Here is a 19,335-nt window from a genome sequence, read left to right as displayed (position 1 = left end):
ATGTTTTCCGCTCCGTTTTCCGGAGTTTCATTCAGCCGACTTCGCTTTCCGCTTGTCCCCGCTCTCTCGCGGCGACTCCGGAACTGTACGGGGACGGGACTGTCAGAAGCAAATCGTCCCGCCCCGCGGCGGCGGGACGGGACGATCAGCGGTCGGAACGCGCCTCAGGCGCGGCCCATCTCCTCGGCGATGGCCGCGGCGAAGGCGTCGATGTCGGCCTCCGTGGTGTCGAACGAACACATCCAGCGAACCTCGCCGGTGTGCTCGTTCCAGAAGTAGAAGCGGTAGCGCTTCTGCAGCCGCTCGCTCACCTCGCGCGGGAGGATCGCGAACACCGCGTTCGCCTGGACCGGGCGGACCACGGTCACACCGTCGATCCCGCGGACCGCGGCCTCCAGCCGGCTCGCCATGGCGTTGGCGTGCCCGGCGTTGCGGAGGTAGAGGTCGCCCGAGAGCAGCGCCTCGAACTGGACCGAGACGAAACGCATCTTCGACGCGAGCTGCATCGAGGTCTTGCGCAGGAACTTGATGTTCCGGACCTTCTCGGGGTTGAGCACGACCACGCACTCGCCGAGCAGCAGGCCGTTCTTGGTGCCGCCGAAGGACAGCACGTCGACGCCCACATCCGTGGTGAAGGCGCGCAGCGGGACGCCGAGCGAGGCTGCGGCGTTGGAGAGGCGCGAGCCGTCCACGTGGACCAGCATGCCGAGCTGGTGCGCGTGGTCGACGATCGCCCGGATCTCCTCCACCGTGTAGAGGGTGCCGAGCTCGGTGCTCTGGGTGATCGAGACCGCGAGCGGCTGCGCGCGGTGCTCGTCGCCGAAGCCCCAGGCCTGCTGGTCGATGAGCTCGGGGGTGAGCTTGCCGTCGGGGGTGGGGACGGTGAGCAGCTTGATGCCGCCCATCTTCTCCGGCGCGCCGCCCTCGTCCACGTTGATGTGGGCGCTCTCGGCGGCGATCACCGCGCCCCAGCGCGGCAGCAGGGCCTGCAGGGCGACGACGTTGGCGCCGGTCCCGTTGAAGACGGGGTACGCCTCGGCCTGCTCACCGAAGTGGCGGCGGAAGACGTCCTGCAGGTGGGTGGTGTAGTCGTCCTCGCCGTAGGCGACCTGGTGGCCACCGTTGGCGACGGCTATGGCGGCGAGCACCTCGGGGTGCACGCCGGCGTAGTTGTCGCTGGCGAAGCCGCGCACGGCGGTGTCGTGCCGCCGCTGCGCGTCCGTGTGGCCGGAGAGCTCGGAAAGGTCGGTCATTGGGCTGTCAGCCACAGGTGCTGTCCGTTCAGTTCTTCTGCGGGGCGGTCCCAGAGGCCCGCGAGGTGTTCGGCGAGGTCGGCGGTGTCGGTGAAGCCGGCGAACTTCGCCTCCGGCTTCTCGGCCCGCATCTCGGGACTGACCAACGCCTTGATCACCAGGATCGCAGCTGCGGCGGTGGGCTTGCCGTCCTCGGCGGTGGTCTCCTTGCGGAAGGAGTCCGCCATGGCGAGCGTCCAGGCCTCGGTGGCGGCCTTGGCGGCGGCGTAGGCGGCACCTCCCGCGGTGGGCTTGTGCGCGGCGGCGGCGGAGATCATCGCGTAGCGGCCGGACTCGCTGCGGACCAGGGCGGGCTGGAACGCCAGCGAGGTGTGCTGGAGGGTGCGCACGACGGTGTCGTGCAGGAAGTCCCAGTCGTCGATCCGGCTGTCGAAGAAGGTCTTGCTGCCGCGCCAGCCGCCGACGAGGTGGAACACACCGTCGACGTGGCCGTGCTCGGCCTCCAGGTGGTCGGCCCAGTCGTGGACCTCCTGCGGGTCGAGGAGGTCGATGACCTGGCCGCTGACGCGCGCGCCGCGGACGGCGATGCGGACGGAGTCGAGTGCGGACTCCAGGCGCTGGGCGTCGATGTCGGCGCCGATGACGGTGGCGCCGTCGGAGGCGAGGCGGCGCAGCACGGCCTGGCCGGCCGGGCCGCTGGCTCCGGCGACGGCGATGACCTTGCCGGTCAGCGGTCCCTTGGGTGCGGTGGTCACGCGGCGACTCCCTGCAGGCCGGCGCCGGTGATACCGGCGGTCGAGGCGATGACGCCGCCGAGCTTCTTCGAGAGGGCCTCGTAGAACATGCTCAGCGGGAACTCGTCGGGGAGCACAGCGTCGCACAGCGCCTTGTTGAGCGCCTTGCCGTCGGTGGTGCCGAACGGCAGCGCCTCGGTGCCCTTCGCCCAGGTCGAGGCCGGGTGCGGGGTGAGGTAGCGGGAGACCAGCTCGTAGGCGGCGATCCAGTGGGCCGGCTTCGGGCGGTCGATGCCGTCGCGGTAGAGGGTCTCGATCTCGGCGCAGAGCGCGTTGGTGACCTGCGGGGCCCGCTCCCAGTCGATGCTGAGGCGGTTGTCGCGCCAGCGCAGCGCGTCGTGCTTGTGCAGGTAGGCGAAGAGCAGCTGGCCGCCCATGCCGTCGTAGTTGCGGACGCGGTCGCCGCTGACCGGGAAGCGGAAGAGGCGGTCGAAGAGGATCGCGTACTGGACGTCGCGGGCGTGCACGTTGCCCTCGGTCTCCAGCTTCACCGCCTCCTTGAAGGTGGTGAGGTCGCAGCGGAGCTCCTCCAGGCCGTACATCCAGAACGGGCTGCGCTGCTTGATCATGAAGGGGTCGAACGGCAGGTCGCCGTGGCTGTGGGTCCGGTCGTGGATGAGGTCCCAGAGCACGAAGGTCTGCTGCGAGCGCTCCTGGTCCTGCAGCAGGCTCTCGGCGTCGGCGGGGATCTCCAGGCCGAGCAGCTCGACGGCGTTGGTGGAGACCACGCGGAAGCGGGCGGCCTCGCGGTCGCAGAAGATACCGCCCCAGGTGAATCGTTCCGGCGCCTTGCGCACGGCCACGGTCTCGGGGAAGAGGACGGCGGAGTTGGTGTCGTAGCCGGCCGTGAAGTCGGTGAAGGTGATCGGCACGAACATCGGGTTGTCGAAGCGGGTCCGCTCCAGCTCGGCCAGCCAGTCGGGCCACACGACGTTCAGCAGGACGGCCTCGAGGTTGCGGTCCGGGTTGCCGTTCTGGGTGTACATCGGGAAGACGACCAGGTGCTGCAGGCCGTCCTCGCGCTGGGTCGCGGGCTGGAAGGCGAGCAGCGAGTCCAGGAAGTCGGGCTCCCGGTAGCCGGTGTCGGCCCACTTGGCCAGGTCGGCGTCGACGGCGGCCAGGTAGGCGGCGTCGTGCTGGAAGAGCGGGGCCAGCTCGGCGACGGCGGTGCGCACGGTCGCGACCAGCGGGTCGACGGTGTGGCGCTGCACGGCGGCCAGGTCGATGGAGCCGTCCTTGGACTGCAGGGGGCGCAGGGTCTCGACGGCGTCCTTCAGTCGCAGCCAGGCCGGGTGCGCGGCGAGGCTCTGGGCCGGGGCGTCGGCCGCCACAGCGACCCTTGGCGAAAGATTCTGCATCGGGGACTCACTTCGACAGGAGGGTTTTCAACGAGACCACCATATGTACGAAAGGTTCTTCTGTTCAAGGGGGGGTTCGGCGACGGATCTTTCGTGACCTGCGGTGGAGCACGCGTGACGGGCGCGTGAACAGGCGAGGGGATCTTCCGGACGGCACGGGACGAAGCCTCCCAAGGCGACCATGCCGCGCGTGTCCCGGGCCCGCCACCGGGGGAGGTCATCACCCGACCGGTCCGCCTCTTCGCGCCCAGGAGCACCGCCATGCCCCTCCCCCGCACGTCCGCCGTCGCCGCGCTGCTCGCCGGCGCCCTGCTGGCCGCGGTCACCGGCTGCGCCGCCCAGGACCCGGCCTCCGGCGCCTCGGCCCCGGCCCCGGGCAGCCCCGCCGACTGCTCGCCCGGCGCGCTGCCGACCCGCACCGCGGGGGCGCTCTCCGTCGGCACCGACAAGCCCGCGTACGAGCCGTGGTTCTCGGAGGACCGGCCGGAGAGCGGCAAGGGCTTCGAGTCGGCGGTGGCGTACGCGGTCGCGGCGAAGCTGGGGTACCCGAAGGAGAAGGTGTCCTGGGTGGTCACACCCTTCGGCCGGGCGACCGCGCCCGGCCCCAAGGACTTCGACTTCGACATCAACCAGGTGTCGATCAGCGCCGAGCGCCGGGAAGCGGTGGACTTCTCCTCCGGCTACTACGACGTGCGGCAGGCGGTGATCGCGCTGAAGAGCTCCAAGGCCGCCTCGGCCCGGAGCCTCGCCGACCTGAAGGGGGTCAAGCTGGGCGCCCAGGTGGGGACCACCAGCCTGGAGGCGATCACCGGCACCGTGCGGCCCTCCGCGCCGCCGGCCGTCTTCGACTCCAACGACCTGGCGAAGGCCGCGCTGAGGAACGGTCAGGTCGAGGCGCTGGTGGTGGACCTGCCGACGGCCTTCTACATCACCGGGGCCGAGGTGACCGAGGCCGTGGTGGTCGGTCAGCTGACGGGCGGCGGTGGCGGGGGCGAGCAGTTCGGGCTGGTGCTGGACAAGGGCTCCCGGCTGACCGGCTGCGTCTCGGCGGCGGTGGACGCGCTGCGGGCCGACGGCACGCTCGCGCGGCTGGAGCAGGAGTGGCTGTCCGACGCCGTGTCCGCTCCCGTGCTGCGGTGAGCGCGGAGGAGGTGAGCGCGAAGGACATGAGCGCGGAGAACATGCGCGCGGAGGACGTCGGCACCGGGGCCGTGGGCACCGCGGGCGCGAGCGCGGAGCGGACGGGGCTGCCACCCGCGAAGGCCGCCGACCCGGCGGACTACCGGCCCTCGCCGCGGCGGCTGGCCCGGGAGGCGTTCCGCCGCCGCCGGGCCCGCCGCTCGGCACTGATCGCCACCGCCTCGACCCTGCTGACGGCGGTCGCGCTGGTCGCCCTGGTGGTCGGCTCGCCGGGCTGGCCGGCGGTGCGGCGCTCGTTCTTCAGCGCCGAGTACGCCCGGCAGGCGCTGCCCGAGGTGCTCAAGGGGCTGCGGATCAATCTGGAACTGATGGCCGTCTGCGGGGTGCTGATCCTCGTCCTCGGCCTGCTGCTCGCGGTGCTGCGGACGCTGCGCGGGCCGGTCTTCCTGCCGGTGCGGCTGCTGGCCACGGTGTACGTGGACTTCTTCCTCGGCCTGCCGATGATCATCTGCCTGCTGGTGATGATCACCGGCGTCCCGGCACTGCGGCTGACCGGGGTCACCACCGACCCGCTGTGGCTGGGCGGCGCGGCCCTGGTGCTGACCTACGCGGCCTACGTGTCCGAGGTGTTCCGGGCCGGGATCGAGTCCGTGCACCCGAGCCAGCTGGCCGCGGCCCGCTCGCTGGGCCTGTCGCACACGCAGGCGATGCGCTTCGTGGTGCTGCCCCAGGCGGTGCGCCGGGTGGTGCCGCCGCTGCTCAACAACCTGGTCAGCCTGCAGAAGGACACCGGGCTGGTGTCGATCGGCGGGGTGATCGACGCGGTCTACGCCGCGAAGATCATCAACGGCCGGTCGTTCAACTCCACCCCTTACCTGGTGGCGGCGCTGGTCTTCGTGGCACTGACCGTCCCGCTGACCCGGTTCACCGGCTGGCTGACCGCCCGGGCCGACCGCCGGCGCTACGAAGGGGGTCTGTCGTGACCGCGACGGGAAGGACGGCCGGCGCCGAGCCGGTCCTGCGGCTGGAGGCGGTGCGCAAGACCTTCGGCGACGGCCGGGTGGTGCTCGCGGACGTGCACCTGAGCGTGCCCGAGCACTCGGTGACGGCCCTGATCGGCGCGTCCGGCTCCGGCAAGTCGACACTGCTGCGGTGCGTCAACCTGCTGGAGCGGATCGACGACGGCGCGGTCTTCCTGGACGGCGCCGAGATCACCGACCCGCGCGTGGACGAGGACGCCGTCCGACGGCGGATCGGCGTGGTGTTCCAGTCCTACAACCTCTTCCCGCATCTGACCGTGCTGGAGAACGTGACGCTCGCCCCGCGCCGGGTGCACGGGGTGCCGCGCGCCGAGGCGGAGGCGCGCGCGCTGGAGCTGCTGGAGCGGCTCGGCCTCGCGGACCGGGCCGGCGCCTACCCGGACCGGCTCTCGGGCGGACAGCAGCAGCGGGTGGCGATCGTCCGGGCCCTGGCCACCGGGCCGCGCCTGCTGCTGCTCGACGAGATCACCGCGGCGCTCGACCCGGAACTGGTCGGCGAGGTGCTGTCGGTGGTGCGGGACCTCAAGGAGCGGGGCATGACGATGCTGCTCGCCACCCACGAGATGGGCTTCGCGCGCGAGGTCGCCGACCAGGTCTGCTTCCTGGACGGCGGGGCGGTGCTCGAACAGGGGCCGCCGGAGCGGGTGTTCGGGGCGCCCACGGAGGAGCGGACCCGGCGCTTCCTGAGCCGGGTGATCGCCTCGGGCCGACTCGCCGGCTGACCCGAGCGCCAGCACCGGGTCGTCCGGACCGCGTCGTCCGGACCGGGGCGTCCGGACCGCGTCGTCCGACCCCTGGCCACCGGGCCGGGCGGCGCCCGACGCCCGGCCGCACCACGGGAATCACCACCGTGCGCCCCCGCACGCGCCCTGCTGCGCGCGGCGGCGAGCGGTGATCGTGGACGCTACGCCCGTCCGCGCCGTCCGGGAGGCCGCCGTTGCACGGTCCAGACCTGGTCAGCTGGCTGCTGGCCGCCCTCACCGCGGCCTCCGGCGGTTACTGCCTCTCCCGGCTGCGCCGCGCCCCGTGCACACCCGTGACGGCCCCGGCCGTCCCCGGCGCCGCGACCGGCCGGCTGCACGCCCACGAGGCGGACCTCGCCGAGGGGCTGATGGGCTTCGGCATGGCCGCCATGGCGGTCGCCGGCACGGCCGTACCGGGCGAGGTGTGGGCCTGGGTGTACGGTCCGCCCGCGGTGCTCCTGGTACTGGCGGCCGCCCGGCGGCCGGACCGGCGGGCGCACCGGCTGCACCACGCGGTCGGGGCCCTGGCGATGACGTACATGGCGCTGGCGATGACCGCCGCCCACGGACACGCCGGGCACCATCCGGCGGCCGGCTCACCCGCGCTGACCGGCGCCCTGCTCGCCTACTTCGGCGGGTACGCGCTGTGGTCCGGCAGCCGGCTGCTCAGCGGCTCCGGCGGCACGGCGGCGGTGGCCTCGGCCGGACTGCCCCGGGCCTGCCGACTGTCCATGGGCATCGGCATGTTCGCCATGCTCCTGACCATGTGACGACCGTCCGACTCCCCCGCGACCCGCCGCGGCACACCGCCCGGCAACGGGTCCGCGGCACCGGCACGCCCCCCGTGACCCGGCCCCGTCCGCCAGGTGTCGTGGCGTTGGTCACTGGGTGACCGAAAGCCGTTCCACCCGGCTCCGGCAGCGCATAGGTTGACCGGAAGCGCACTGTCGCGCTCCGTGCGTCCCCGGGGAGCCCATGCCATGACGGCCCTGCTCGGCCTCTTGCTGCTCGGACTGCTGCTCGCCACCCTCGCCCCCCGGCTGCTGGTCCGGGCGCGCTGGGTGGAGCGGGAACCGGTCCTGGCGCTGCTGGTCTGGCAGTGCCTGGTGGTGGCGGTGCTGCTGTGCTGCGCGCTGGGCCTGGTGCTCGCCGCGATGGCCGCCCTGCCCGACCTGCGCACGGTGCTCTTCGCCTGCGCGCCGAGCGGCGTCGAGGCCGCGTACGGGCTGCACAACGCCGAGGGCTGGGGCCGGCTCTGCGCGGCGGTGCTGGCGGCGGGCGGGTTGCAGACGGTGGTCGCGCTGACCCGGGAGATCCGTACCGCGAAGGCGCTGCGGGCCCGTCGGCACGCCCAACTGGCCGAGCTCTCGCCGCCGTTGCCGGAGTCGATCGAGCCGGCCTCGGGCGCGGGCGCGCGGCCGCGCCGGGAGCGGCTGGTGGTCCTGGAGAACGTCCGCCCGGAGGCGTGGTCGCTGCCGGGGCAGGACTCCCGGCTGGTGGTCACCACCGGGGCCCTCCACCAGCTCACCGCCCGCGAACTGGAGGCGGTTCTCAGCCACGAGCGCGAGCACGTGCGGGCCCGGCACCACTGGCTGGCCCAGGGTGCGCAGGCGCTCGCCTCCGGATTCCCCGGGGTCGGGGTGTTCCGCGCCTTCCGGGACCAGGTGGGCGAGTTGGTGGAGCTGGCGGCGGACGACCGGGCGGCGCGCCGGCACGGGCGCCACACCACGGCCCTCGCGCTGGCGGGGATCAATCTGGGGCGCGGGGTGTTCGGCGCCTGCCCGCCCGGGCAGGCGCAGTCACCGAAGCGGGTGGACCGGCTGCTGGCGGGACGGCCGAGGCTGTCCGTGCCGCACCGGCTGCGGCTGACCCTGGCCGCGCTGGCGGTGCCCGCCGCGGTGGTGCTTCTGGCCGTCGCCCCGGGCCTGCTCGCGCTGCGCTGAGCCCCCCGTCGCCTTCGCCACCGTCCGGGCAGCACAAGCCGCTTGACGAGGCGTCAGTTCCGGGTGCGGAGGCGCCCTACGGCTCCTCGGCCAGGGTGAGCGACAGCACCTCGCGGTGCAGCGCGCGGGCCTCGGCGTAACACCGGCGGCCCTCCTCCGTCAGTGCGACCTGGATGCCGCGCCGGTCGGCGGCGCACATCGCCCTGGTGACCAGCCCGGCCTTCTCCAGCCGGCCGATCAGCCGGGAGAGGGCGCTCTGACTGAGGTGCACGGTGGGGGCGAGCTCCTGCACCCGCAGGCCCTTGTCGCCGCTCTCGCAGCCCTCGACGAGGCGCTCCAGCACCTCGAACTCGCTCATGCCCAGGCCGTGTTTCTCGCCGAGCTCACGGTCGAGCAGACAGGCGGTCCGGGCATGCCGGGCGAGCAGGTCGCGCCACTGGGCGACCAGCCCTGCCTCCTCCGGGGAGTCGAGTTCAGCCACGCCGCCACAGTATCACAGCGTCAACAACTTATGCGTTAACATCTTATTCACTTGCATTGGATGCATGTGCATGTAGTGTCTTGCGCCATGACCACAGCGACCGCCACGACCACCGACGATCCGTCACATGCCGGGGCCCACTGGACTCCCCGGCTCTGGGGCACCCTGATCGTGCTCTGCGCCGCGCTCTTCCTGGACGCCCTGGACATCTCGATGGTCGGCATCGCCCTGCCCTCCATCGGCTCCGAACTGCACCTGTCCACCTCCACCCTCCAGTGGGTGGTCTCCGGCTACGTACTCGGCTACGGCGGCCTGCTGCTGCTCGGCGGCCGCACCGCCGACCTGCTCGGCCGCCGCCGGGTCTTCCTGACCGCGCTCGGCGTCTTCGCCGCCGCCTCCCTGCTCGGCGGCCTGGTCGACGACGGCGGCCTGCTGATCGCCGCCCGCTTCCTCAAGGGCGTCGCGGCCGCGTTCACCGCGCCGGCCGGCCTGTCGATCATCACCACGACGTTCCCCGAGGGCCCGGCCCGCAACCGGGCACTGTCGATCTACACCACCTGCGGCGCCAGCGGCTTCTCGCTCGGCCTGGTGCTCAGCGGCCTGCTCACGGCGGTCGGCTGGCGCTGGACCTTCCTGATGCCCGTCCCGAGCGCGCTGCTCGCCCTGGTCTTCGCCGTCCGGCTGCTCCCCCGCCCGACCGAGGAGAAGGTCACCGGCCGCTACGACGTGCTCGGCGCGATCACCGGCACCACCGCCGTGCTGCTGCTGGTGTTCACCGTCACCGAGGCGCAGGGCGCGGGCTGGCTGAGCCTGCGCACCCTGGGCTCGCTGGCCGTCGTGGCACTGCTGGCGGCGGCGTTCCTGGTGGTCGAGAGCCGGACCGCGCACCCGCTGGTGCGGCTCGGCATCTTCCGCAACGGCTCGGTCGCCCGGGCCAATGTGATCGCCTTCGCGATGACCGGCGCGTACGGCGGCTTCCAGTTCGTGGTCACCCTCTACCTGCAGGACCTGCTCGGCTGGTCGGCCCTGACGATGGCGCTCGGACTGCTCCCGGCCGGCGCGATGATCGCGCTCTCGGCGCCGTTCATGGGCCCCGTGGTGGACCGCTTCGGCACCGGCCGGCTGCTGCCGATCGGGCTGCTGGCCCTGGTCGGCGCGTTCGCGCTGTTCCTGCGGCTGGACGCGCACAGCTCGTACCCGGTGCTGGTGCTGCCCTCGATCGTCCTGCTCGGCGTCGGCTTCGCGCTCGCCTTCCCCTCGGTGAACATCGCCGCCACCGACGGGGTCGCGGACGAGGAGCAGGGTCTCGCCTCGGGCCTGGTGAACACCGCGATCCAGGTGGGCACCGCGGTCGTGCTGGCCGGCGCCACCGCGATCATCACCGCCGGCAGCAACGGCGGCACCGGCGCCGAGGCACAGCTGGACGGCTACCGGCCGGCGCTGCTGTTCGTCACCGGGGTCGCGCTGGTCGGCCTGGTGATCGCCGTGGCGGGTGCCGCGCTCGACCGGCGGAAGAAGGCAACCAGCCCGCCGGTACCGGACTATGATTATCCGTCAGTAGGCCGGGAGGACCTGGCCGGGCGCCGCGACGAGATCCTCAGCAAGAGCTGAGCGGCGGCAGAGGTTCCGCATCATCCCGGATCCACCCTTCGCCGTCGGGCTGGGCGCCGGCTCTACCAAACCCCCGTGTTGGTAGGGCCGGCGCCTCCGTACGCGCCGACCCCGGACCGCCCGGCCGAATGCCGGCCGCCGGGGTTCGGTCGCCGGCCCGGCCAGTATATTGGCCGCCAGCCAACGAACGTACGGAGCAGACACGATGGCACCTCGCGGGGATTCGGTCAATGAGGAGATGCGCCGGCGCTCCCGGCGACGCATCATGCGGGCCACCGTCGAGCTGGTCGACCAGCGCGGATACGCCGGCACCACGCTGACCGACATCGCGGAGCGGGCCGGGCTCGCGCGCGGCCTGCTCTCCTACTACTTCGACGGCAAACGGCTGCTGATGCAGTCGGCCACCCACCGGATGATGCACCAGGCGCTCTCCACCGCCCTCGACGAGCTGGCACCCGGGGCCGGGCCGGAGGACCGCCTGGCCCGGGCCATCGACGCGGTGCTGAGCCTGGCCATGGACCACCCGAGGGTGATGCGCTCGCACCTCGCGCTGATCCTCGACCCGGACACCGGCGCCTTCGTCCAGGACCCGGAGCAGCAGCGGCTCGGCGCGATCCTGCAGGGACTGCTGCGCGACTGGGGCGCGCCCGACCCGCCGGCCGAGCACGCGGTGCTGCGCAGCGCGCTGATGGGCGGCTGCATAGGCGTGCTGCTGCCCGGGGCGGAACTCCCGCTGGCCCCGATCCGGGCCGACCTGTTCCGCCGCTACGACCTGCCCTGGCACCTGGGCCGTCCGCCGCAGCCGCTCCCGCCGGAACGGGAGCGGCCGCCGGCCCGCGGCTGAACCGCGGCGGCCGGCGGCCGCTCCACCTGTCCGGGTCCCGGTCCGGCGCCCCTGCGGGCACCGGTCCGGTCCGGGCTCAGCGCTCCTTGAGGATCGAGGCCAGCAGGTCGATGGTGCGCTCGGGCGTGAGGCTGTCCACGCAGAGCCGCTCCATGACCTGGATGTAGGCGTCGACGTCGTCGCGCTTGTCCAGGTACAACGCGCTGGTCAGCTGCTCCAGGTACACCACGTCCGCGAGGTCCTGCTCGGGGAAGCGAAGGATGGTGAACGCACCGGACTCACCGGCGTGCGCACCGAAGCGGAACGGCATGACCTGGATGACCACATTGGCCTGCTCGGCGGCGTCGATCAGGTACTGGACCTGGCCGCGCATCACCTTGGGGCCGCCGACCGGACGGCGCAGCGCGGCCTCGTCGATGACCGCCCAGAGCCGCGGGCTGCCGCCCTCGGTGAGCAGCTTCTGACGGCGCATGCGCAGGCTGACCCGGCGTTCGACCTCCTCCTCGCTGATCACCGGCCGACTCTGGCCGAAAACCGCCCGCGCGTACTCCTCGGACTGCAGCAGGCCGGGGACGAACTGGACTTCGTAGGTGCGGATCAGGGCAGCGGCCTCCTCGAGGCCGACATAGGTCTGGAACCAACCCGGCAGGACGTCGTTGAAGCTGTGCCACCAGCCCGACTTGTTGGCCTCACGGACCAGGCCGAGCAGCGCCTCGCGTTCGAGGCCGTCGTCCACGCCGTAGAGGCTGAGCAGGTCGGCGACGTCGCGTTCCTTGAAGCTGACCCGGCCGAGTTCCATGCGGCTGATCTTGGACTCGGAAGCCCGGATCGCGTAGCCCGCGTCCTCGCGGGTGATGCCGCGCGTCTCTCGGAGCCGGCGCAGCTGGGAGCCGAGGAGGATCCGGCGGACCATCGAGCCGCCGCCCGGCTGAACTGTGGTCATGCGGTCCTAACCTCCACCTAGGGCAAACAGCGCACAGTCTGCCATCAGTTGAGCGCTCACGGTGCCGATACTGACGGATGTTCCTATCAGTTCTGCACTCCGCACACCAGGATGCACGTGCATCCGGCGCTTGCATATGCCATTTGAACGACTGCACGTGAATCGGCTCTTGCATCTGTAGTGAGCGCAGAGCACGATGGTGCACGTGCACCTGCACATCCCTGGCAATCCCGCGGGCTCCGCGTCGACCCCACGCGCGATTCCGTGCACCGGCCCGGCAGCGCCCCCGCGCCTCCGGGCCCTCGTGCGCGCGCGCCTGGTCGAGGGGCGGCCGCGCGGCCGAGCGAGTCGGAGGTGACCGGCATGACCCCGGCGGGTCCAGCCGTGTCCGCCCCCTTATGGGAGGAGCTCTTCATGAGCACCGGAACGGCTTTGGCAGTCGACCCCCATGTGGTCACGTGTACGCTCGCTCCCCGCTACGAAGCCGTCAGAACCGCGCGCGACTTCGCCAGGACCGCCCTGCAGCGCTGGGGCCTGGGCGAGCTCTTCGACGACGTCGCGCTGGTGGCCTCGGAGCTGGTGACCAACGCGTTGCGGCACGCGATCGGCGCGTGCCCGACCACGGCGGACGACCACGACTTTCCCACGCAGCCGACGCCCGAGGGCAGGCTGCCGATCCGAATAAGCCTTGTGCACCGCGCGCCCCAGGTGGTCTGCGCGGTGAGCGATCCCAGCAGCCTGGGCCCGGTGGCCCGGGAGGCGGACTTCGTGGCCGAGTCCGGCCGCGGGCTGCACCTGGTCGACTCCTTCAGCCGCTCCTGGGGATGGCACCCGCTGGGCGGCGGCAAGGTCGTCTGGGCACTGTTCGAGGCGGAGGAGAGCCTGCGACCGGCCCCCGTGGCCGAGTTCGGCGGACGGCACCGGCGCTCGGCCTGACTCCGCGTCCGCGGACAGCCGTGCCGGGAACACCACACCGCGGCCGGCGAGTTCCTCCGGCGACCACTCCACCCCGGCAACGGCGATCGGCGGCCCTCGGGCAGCGGGCACCGGCAGCCTCCCGGCGGTGGCGTCCCTCCGATCCGCGTGCGGCGGCTCGGCAGCGCGACGGAGGCGGGCGGCGGAGAACGGACGAGGGCGGGGCGGACGGACCGGCGAACGCGGACGGGGGAACGCGGGCGGCGAACGCGGGCCCGGCGCAGGCCTCCGCCACGAAGGCCGGGCACCCCTCGGCGGCGGACCCCGGTGGCAGGAAGAGCCGGGAGCGCCCGGAGAACCGGGGGAACCGGGAGCGCCGGCGGGTCGGCCGGAAAAGACAAAGGCCGTCGTGGTGTCAGCACCCACGACGGCCCCCCGATGGTGAAGCCGGCGACCGGTCAGACCGCCAGGTGGTCGAACTCCCCGTCCTTGGCCCCCAGCAGCAGTGCCGCGATCTCGGCCCGGGTGTAGATCAGCGCCGGACCGTCCGGGAAGCGCGAGTTGCGCATCGCCACCTCGCCCCCCGGAAGGGCGGCGAATTCGACGCAGTTCCCCTGAGAGTTGCTGTGCAGGCTCTTCTGCCAGACCACGCCTTCGAGGTCCGCAGCGGCCATCCCGTTGTACGTGTCGTACGTGTCGTGCGAGTCGTGCATAGAAATCTCCCGAAGAGCTCCGGAGTGGGTCGTCCAGCTCGGCGCCCCGGCCCCGGCCGTACGACCGGGCCGGCCCCGTACCGGCCCGGCACAACGCCTCACTTGACGCGATGATAGCTCCAGTGCACGTGCATCAGCACGGGACATTGCAGGTGCACGGCCTTTTCGACACCGAACCGGAACTCTTCGCAAAGAGCCCCCCCGGCGGCATATAAGCGGACATAGCCGAGCGAATCGACAGGTAGCCGCTAACCGCCCGTAGGCGACCCCCCGCTGAATGTTGATCTTCCGACGCCGGGAGTCGCACTTCAGTGACGCTCCGTCAGGCCGGTCGTATGCTGTGAGACATCTCACGCGCCACTGCTGCAACGAAAGCCCCGTTCCGTCGCATCTGCGCGGGTACCGGGACAACTGCCGCCCGGAGGCCGGTTATGTCCGGTTTTCGCAGCGGTGGTCCCACCCGGTACGGCAGCCGAATGCGGGCCGGGCGGGCAGATGTCCTACGATCTCCGCCATGAGCACCGCAGCCATCCCGGGCGCGCCACTGCCCGTCCGTACTCCAGGCTCCCGTGCGCGGGGGCGCCACCGCCGTCCCGAGCGCCCCGAGATCCCGGCCGGTTCCCCGGCCCTGCTGCTCGCCGTCCCCGCGGCCGCCGGACCGGAATCCCGGTCCGTGGTCGAGGAGCTGCTGTCGATCGTCCGCAGCGAGCAGAACGGCGTGCTGACCGCCGCCGGCTACCTGCCGACCGGCGGGACCGACGGCCAGCAGACCGGCGGGACCGAGGCCGAGCGCACCGTCGCCGAACTCCTGACCGAGGCGGCCGAGGCCGGCCTGCCGACGCCCGTCGTGGTGCCGCTGGTGCCCGGGCCGCACGGCTTCCTCGCCGAACTGCACGCCCTCGCCGCCGAGTACGGCGCCCAGGTCACCGACACCCTGGGCCCGCACCCGCTGCTCGCCGAGGCCGTCCACGTCCGCCTCTCCGAGGCCGGCCTGGCCCGCGCCGACCGCGCCCGGCTGTTCGCCATCGCGACCGCCGCCGACGGCGTGGTGCTCACCACCGTCGGTGGGCAGCCCGCGGCCGACGCGGCCGGCATCACCGGCATGCTGCTGGCCGCCCGGCTCGCCGTCCCGGTCGTCGCCGCCGCGCTGGACATCCCCGGCTCGGTGGCCGAGGCCGTCGCCCACCTCAAGGAGATGGGTGCCCAGAACCCGGCCCTGGCCCCGCTGGTGATCGGCCCCGAGGCGGACGCCGAGCTGCTCGCCGCGGCCGCCGAGGAGTCCGGCTGCCCGTCGGCCGCGCCGCTGGGCGCGTACCAGGCGGTGGGTCAGCTGGTCGCCTCCACCTACCTGGCCGCGCTGCCGGCCGTCGACCCCGACTTCGGGGCGGACGAGGCCGAGGACGCGGACGGGACCGGCCCCCGCGGCAACGGACGGCACGCCGCCCAGTAGCGGACATCGCGCGGGCGGGCCCGGAACGGCACCTCCGTTCCGGGCCCGCCGCGCGTCCGCCGACGGCGTCCGGCGCCGCCGCGGCACCGTCACCGCCCCACCCGGGTGGTGGGCGCGGCCGCGTCCTTCAGCCTCAGCGCCGGCACCTGCACCGGCCGGGACTGGCCCGCCAGGGTCGGCACCGACGCGGCGGCCGCGTTCCACTGCGGCCGGTCGGTGCCCTCCTCGCCCGCCCGGCGGACCTGGAGCACCTCGGTCGTCCCGGCCTCGCGCAGCAGGATGTTCTTGGGCGCCCCGGCCTCCGGGTCCAGCCAGAGCTCGTTGCCGCCGAACTCGCAGTCCAGCACCAGGACGTCGTCCGGTCTGCCGTCGGCACCGGCGCGGAAGGCGATCCCGGCCCTGCGGTAGCCGGTGAACCGGCTGCGGCTGAAGGTGACCGACTCCCCGGCGAGTTCGTGCCGGGCGGTGGAGACCGCGAAGTCGCTGCGCCCGGCGGCGTCGATCAGCAGCCCGTCGAAGTTGCTGCCCCGGTCCCGGCCGAGCGCGTGCAGCGCCACTCCCCCGCCCGCGTTGCCGTACAGCACGCTCGCGGTGTAGTCGAAGTCGTTGAGGTAGGCGCCGTGCTCGATGCCCCAGCCGCCGTTGTGGTAGGCGGCGAACTCGGTGACCACGTGGTGCCGCTGGGCGTTGAGCCAGACGAAGATGCCGTCCTGCAGGTTGTTGTGGGCCAGGCAGCGCTGGAAGGTCCAGACGCCCTCGCTGTTCTCCGGCCACTCGAAGCCGGAGGCACCGGTGGCGCCCTGCACCCCGACGGCGACGCAGTCCACGGCCTTGCCGCCGGTGCCCGCGCCGAGGTTGAAGCCGGTCAGCCGGTAGGCCCGGGGGTTGGGTTCGAGCAGGGTGCGGGAGGCGACGCAGGACTCGTAGACGATGTCGTCGGAGGGCTGCTGGGGAGTGCGGGTGTCCAGCGGACCGTCCCACCAGTAGGCGTCCTCCCAGGTCTCGTGGCTGACGCAGCTGCGGAAGGTGATGCCGTGGCTGGCGTGCGGCACGAACGCGTGGCTGCCCGCGTCCCGGACGACCACGCCCTCGACCACGGTGCCCCGGGTGGCGTCGCCGAGCCGGTGGAAGTGCAGCCCGTACCGGCCGAGCACCGGCGCGGTGACCGGCGCGGTGCCGTCCGGGCCCCGCCAGGTCTCCTTGGTGTCGGCGCGCGGCCCGACCCAGCGCAGCGCGGTGTGCCGGACGTCGGCCCGGCGGGTGCTGGTGAGGTGGACGTGCGCGCGGCCCTTGGCGCTGCCCTCGACCCGGACGCTGCGGGTGAGGTTGAGCAGTTCGGCACCGACGGTGACGCCCCCTCCGGCGGCGACCCTGGGGTGCGGGTACTTCAACGGGGTGGTCAGGGTGACGGTGGTTCCGCTGACGGACCGGACGGTGACGAGGTCGTAGGCGGCGGCGAAGCCGTCCTGGTCGGGCGGGCCGGTCGGGGTGACGGCCAGTTCGTCGCCGGGGAGCCAGCCGGCGGGCGGGGCGGCCAGGTTGACGACGGTGTCGCCGGCCCTGAGCTCGCGCTCGGCGCGGACCCAGGCGGTCTTGGCGGCGCCGTCCAGCCGCAGGTAGCCGGCGCCGGTGACCCAGAGGCCGACGTCGGTGTCGACCACTTTCATACCGTCACCCTGGAAGCGCTTCTCGTCGACGGCGGGGAAGCGGAGGGTGTGGACCCGGTCGCCGTCGGGGGCGAGGGCGAGGGTGCCGCGGATCTCGACGTTGCCCGCGGCGGCGAGGGTGAGGGTGCGGTCGGCGGCGAAGGTGAGACTGCCGCCCGGCTCGACCAGCAGGGAGCCGACCTCGGCGTCGGTGTCGAGCAGGACCTTGTCGGTGATCCGGACGGCGCTGCGCGGTCCGGGCGGGCCGCCGCCCCAGCCGGCCCGGTCGGACCAGCGGCGGCCGCCCTGGTCGACGGTGGGCGCGGGAGCGGGCGGCTCGGGGGGTCCGGTGCCCGGGGCGGCGGTCGCGCCCGGCGGGGCGGCGCCGTGACCGCCGTCCTGGCCCATCGGGGCGCCCTCCCCGGGCGGGCCGGCGCCGACCACGGCGGCCGGGGTGACGAGCCGGGTCTCGCCGGTCAGCGAGCGGCGCAGGACCTCCTCGCCGCTGATCGCCGCGAAGGCGGTGCCGACGGCCAGCCAGCGCAGTAATGCGCGGCGGCTTACGGGAGTTCGGGGTGGTTCGGGTTGGATGTCCGGTCTGCGATGTTTTGCCCTGCGATGCGCCCCGCGCGGCCTGGCGGCCGGACGGGCGGCGTCCGGCTCCTCGTCGATGCCCATCGGTGCGTAGCCCTCCCCCCGGGCGGCTGCGTCGGCGCCGGCATGGCGCCGACGCTCTGAAGCATAGGCAGTTGTGTTGGCCATGACGGGCGTTGCTGGAAATCGGTCATTTCTGATCATGAAGGACAGCGGTTCAGCACGGCTTTCGTAAACTGTGACGGTCGTCACACATGTTTGCGGTTTGAAGCCGGCTCTGCTTAACGTGCTCCCCGTTCGTGGCCACACGGACCCAGCCCGTCCGCGACGCCGAGTCCTGCCGTCGGGCGTGCTGGCAGCGCAATACATCACGGCAGGAGCGGGGGAACCACAGGTAGTTCGCCCAGGACCGGTCCACGGACCGGACCCGGGCTAGGGGTGAAGCCGCGTCCACAGCGCGGCCGGGCAACTCCAGCCCGAATCCGACAGCTCACCTCGCAGGCGTGGGAGAGGACCACGTCTTCATGCTGCCCACCAACGGCACCCGTCTGTCCGGCCGCACCCGCCGCGCGATCGCCGCCCTCGGCGTCGCGGGCATCGGCCTCACCATCCCCTGCCTCACCGCCGGCACCGCCTCGGCCGCCTCCGTCGCCACCTGGGACAAGGTCGCCCAGTGCGAGAGCACCGGCAACTGGAGCATCAACACCGGCAACGGCTTCTACGGCGGCCTCCAGTTCACCAACTCCACCTGGGCCGAGTTCGGCGGCACCTCCTTCGCCGCCCGTGCCGACCTCGCCACCAAGGACCAGCAGATCGCGATCGCCGAGAAGGTGCTCGCCGTGCAGGGCCCCGGCGCCTGGCCGGTCTGCTCGGTCCAGGCCGGTCTGACCAAGGGCGGCACCCCCGCCGCCGTGGACACCTCGGCCGCCGCCCCGGCCACCAAGACCCCGGCCCCGGCCGCCAAGCCCGCCGAGAAGCCGGCCGCCAAGCCCGCCGCCGAGCCCGCCGCGAAGGCCGACACCCCGGCCGCCTCCGACGCCGCCCAGCAGCGCACCGGCGCCCAGGACTGGCAGAAGTGGCACCGCCAGGCGGGCCAGGAGGCCTCCGCCGACTACACCGTGGTCGCCGGCGACTGGCTGTCCTCCATCGCCGACAAGAACAACGTCCAGGGCGGCTGGGAGCGGCTGTACGAGCTCAACCGCTCCACCCTGTCCGAGGGCCCGCACAGCATCTACCCGGGCCAGCACCTGGCCCTCGGCGACCGCGCCGAGGCGAAGGCCCCGGCCGCCGACAAGTCCGGCCAGGGCTTCGACTGGTTCAACCGCGCCAAGGACGCGCAGAACGGCTCCGGGACGGCCGCCAAGCCCGCCGCCGAGCCCGCCGCGAAGGCCGAGACCCCGGCCCCCGCCCCGGCCGCCACCGGCAGCATGGCCGCCGCCGTCTCCTTCGCCCAGTCGAAGGTCGGCCAGGCCTACGTCTACGGCGGCACCGGCAACGGCGGCTGGGACTGCTCCGGCCTGACCCAGGCCGCGCTGCGCGCCGCGGGCATCTCCGTCCCGCGCGTCGCCGCCGACCAGGCCGCCGCGTCCACGCACGTCTCGCTGGACTCGCTCAAGGCCGGCGACCTGCTGTTCTGGTCCAACAACGGCCAGGACTCCGGCGTCTACCACGTCGCGCTCTACATCGGCGACGGCAAGTACGTCGAGGCCGCCAACCCGAGCTCGGGCGTGCGGGTCCAGACCGTCGCCAACTGGGCGCCGGACTTCGCCGGCCGGGTCTGATCCGGTAGTACCTCGGCCCCCGGGAGAGTCGTCGCTCCTCCCCCGGGGGCCGAGGCATGCCCGCGGACGGCACCTCCGCGGAGGGC

17 protein-coding genes and 1 riboswitch are annotated in these 19,335 nt (G+C 73.1%); of the genes, 10 read left to right on the top strand and 7 right to left on the bottom strand.

Features of this window, described 5'->3' with window-relative positions; genetic code table 11:
• Positions 1–164: 164 nt before the first annotated feature.
• The 3 genes from IF01_RS0106020 to IF01_RS0106010 are packed head-to-tail and all read right to left on the bottom strand — an operon-like array spanning position 165 to position 3,405.
• Positions 165–1,253, bottom strand: a complete 1,089-nt coding sequence (locus tag IF01_RS0106020) for a threonine aldolase family protein (protein WP_030392227.1) — start codon at positions 1,251–1,253, stop codon at positions 165–167.
• Positions 1,250–2,008 carry an SDR family oxidoreductase gene (locus IF01_RS0106015; RefSeq protein WP_030392226.1) on the bottom strand — a complete coding sequence of 253 codons (759 nt, stop codon included), beginning with the start codon at positions 2,006–2,008 and terminating at the stop codon, positions 1,250–1,252. Before IF01_RS0106015 ends, IF01_RS0106020 begins: the two co-directional genes overlap by 4 nt.
• Entirely contained in the window at positions 2,005–3,405 is a 1,401-nt protein-coding gene (locus tag IF01_RS0106010; RefSeq protein WP_030392225.1) for a DUF6421 family protein, read from the bottom strand. The genes IF01_RS0106015 and IF01_RS0106010 overlap by 4 nt, the downstream gene beginning before the upstream one ends.
• Before the next feature lie 261 nt (positions 3,406–3,666).
• On the opposite strand from IF01_RS0106010, the gene IF01_RS0106005 reads away from it, so the two are divergent.
• From IF01_RS0106005 to IF01_RS0105985, 5 genes are all read left to right on the top strand, one after another.
• Entirely contained in the window at positions 3,667–4,545 is an 879-nt protein-coding gene (locus IF01_RS0106005) for an ABC transporter substrate-binding protein (protein WP_030392224.1), read from the top strand.
• 41 nt (positions 4,546–4,586) lie between these two features.
• The gene (locus tag IF01_RS0106000) at positions 4,587–5,528 is read left to right on the top strand and encodes an amino acid ABC transporter permease (protein ID WP_078879716.1); all 942 of its coding nucleotides are present in this window, start codon (positions 4,587–4,589) and stop codon (positions 5,526–5,528) included.
• Positions 5,525–6,307 (top strand): amino acid ABC transporter ATP-binding protein, encoded by a 783-nt coding sequence (locus IF01_RS0105995; RefSeq protein WP_030392222.1) that lies wholly within the window; start codon positions 5,525–5,527, stop codon positions 6,305–6,307. Before IF01_RS0106000 ends, IF01_RS0105995 begins: the two co-directional genes overlap by 4 nt.
• A 215-nt stretch (positions 6,308–6,522) precedes the next feature.
• Positions 6,523–7,098: a DUF5134 domain-containing protein gene (locus tag IF01_RS0105990; RefSeq protein ID WP_030392221.1), complete on the top strand. Its 576-nt coding sequence runs from the start codon at positions 6,523–6,525 to the stop codon at positions 7,096–7,098.
• 210 nt (positions 7,099–7,308) lie between these two features.
• On the top strand, positions 7,309–8,271 hold the full coding sequence (locus IF01_RS0105985; protein ID WP_030392220.1) for a M56 family metallopeptidase: 963 nt from the start codon (positions 7,309–7,311) through the stop codon (positions 8,269–8,271).
• A 76-nt stretch (positions 8,272–8,347) separates the two neighbouring features.
• Here the strand turns inward: IF01_RS0105985 and IF01_RS0105980 are convergent, their stop codons facing one another.
• A complete protein-coding gene (locus IF01_RS0105980) occupies positions 8,348–8,752 on the bottom strand; it encodes a MarR family winged helix-turn-helix transcriptional regulator (RefSeq protein WP_030392219.1) in 405 nt (134 codons plus the stop codon).
• Between the two features lie 87 nt (positions 8,753–8,839).
• Here IF01_RS0105980 and IF01_RS0105975 point away from each other — a divergent pair, with 87 nt between their 5' ends.
• Positions 8,840–10,363 (top strand): MFS transporter, encoded by a 1,524-nt coding sequence (locus IF01_RS0105975; RefSeq protein WP_051754948.1) that lies wholly within the window; start codon positions 8,840–8,842, stop codon positions 10,361–10,363.
• Between the two features lie 238 nt (positions 10,364–10,601).
• Positions 10,602–11,207: a TetR/AcrR family transcriptional regulator gene (locus IF01_RS0105970; protein WP_244215432.1), complete on the top strand. Its 606-nt coding sequence runs from the start codon at positions 10,602–10,604 to the stop codon at positions 11,205–11,207.
• A gap of 76 nt (positions 11,208–11,283) precedes the next feature.
• Here the strand turns inward: IF01_RS0105970 and IF01_RS0105965 are convergent, their stop codons facing one another.
• On the bottom strand, positions 11,284–12,150 hold the full coding sequence (locus IF01_RS0105965) for a Sco1979 family transcriptional regulator (protein WP_030392216.1): 867 nt from the start codon (positions 12,148–12,150) through the stop codon (positions 11,284–11,286).
• 414 nt (positions 12,151–12,564) lie between these two features.
• Between IF01_RS0105965 and IF01_RS0105960 the strand changes: the two genes are divergently transcribed.
• Positions 12,565–13,086 carry an ATP-binding protein gene (locus IF01_RS0105960; RefSeq protein ID WP_233290527.1) on the top strand — a complete coding sequence of 174 codons (522 nt, stop codon included), beginning with the start codon at positions 12,565–12,567 and terminating at the stop codon, positions 13,084–13,086.
• Between the two features lie 437 nt (positions 13,087–13,523).
• Here IF01_RS0105960 and IF01_RS0105955 read toward each other — a convergent pair whose 3' ends face one another.
• A complete protein-coding gene (locus IF01_RS0105955; protein WP_030392214.1) occupies positions 13,524–13,778 on the bottom strand; it encodes a DUF397 domain-containing protein in 255 nt (84 codons plus the stop codon).
• Positions 13,779–14,292: 514 nt separating this feature from the next.
• On the opposite strand from IF01_RS0105955, the gene IF01_RS0105950 reads away from it, so the two are divergent.
• The gene (locus IF01_RS0105950; RefSeq protein ID WP_063764141.1) at positions 14,293–15,228 is read left to right on the top strand and encodes a hypothetical protein; all 936 of its coding nucleotides are present in this window, start codon (positions 14,293–14,295) and stop codon (positions 15,226–15,228) included.
• An 89-nt stretch (positions 15,229–15,317) separates the two neighbouring features.
• Here the strand turns inward: IF01_RS0105950 and IF01_RS0105945 are convergent, their stop codons facing one another.
• A complete protein-coding gene (locus tag IF01_RS0105945) occupies positions 15,318–17,552 on the bottom strand; it encodes a hypothetical protein (RefSeq protein ID WP_030392212.1) in 2,235 nt (744 codons plus the stop codon).
• Between the two features lie 265 nt (positions 17,553–17,817).
• Positions 17,818–17,985, top strand: a riboswitch (cyclic di-AMP (ydaO/yuaA leader).
• Here IF01_RS0105945 and IF01_RS50885 point away from each other — a divergent pair.
• Positions 17,972–19,249, top strand: coding sequence for a transglycosylase family protein (locus IF01_RS50885; RefSeq protein ID WP_157855168.1), 1,278 nt, complete (start codon positions 17,972–17,974; stop codon positions 19,247–19,249). It overlaps the preceding riboswitch by 14 nt.
• The last annotated feature ends 86 nt before the right edge of the window (positions 19,250–19,335 follow it).

This window comes from Kitasatospora purpeofusca (assembly GCF_000718025.1).
Taxonomy (GTDB): Bacteria; Actinomycetota; Actinomycetes; order Streptomycetales; family Streptomycetaceae; genus Kitasatospora; species Kitasatospora purpeofusca.
Note: the sequence above shows the minus strand (reverse complement) of the source record. Positions and strands in the feature narration are given on the sequence as shown.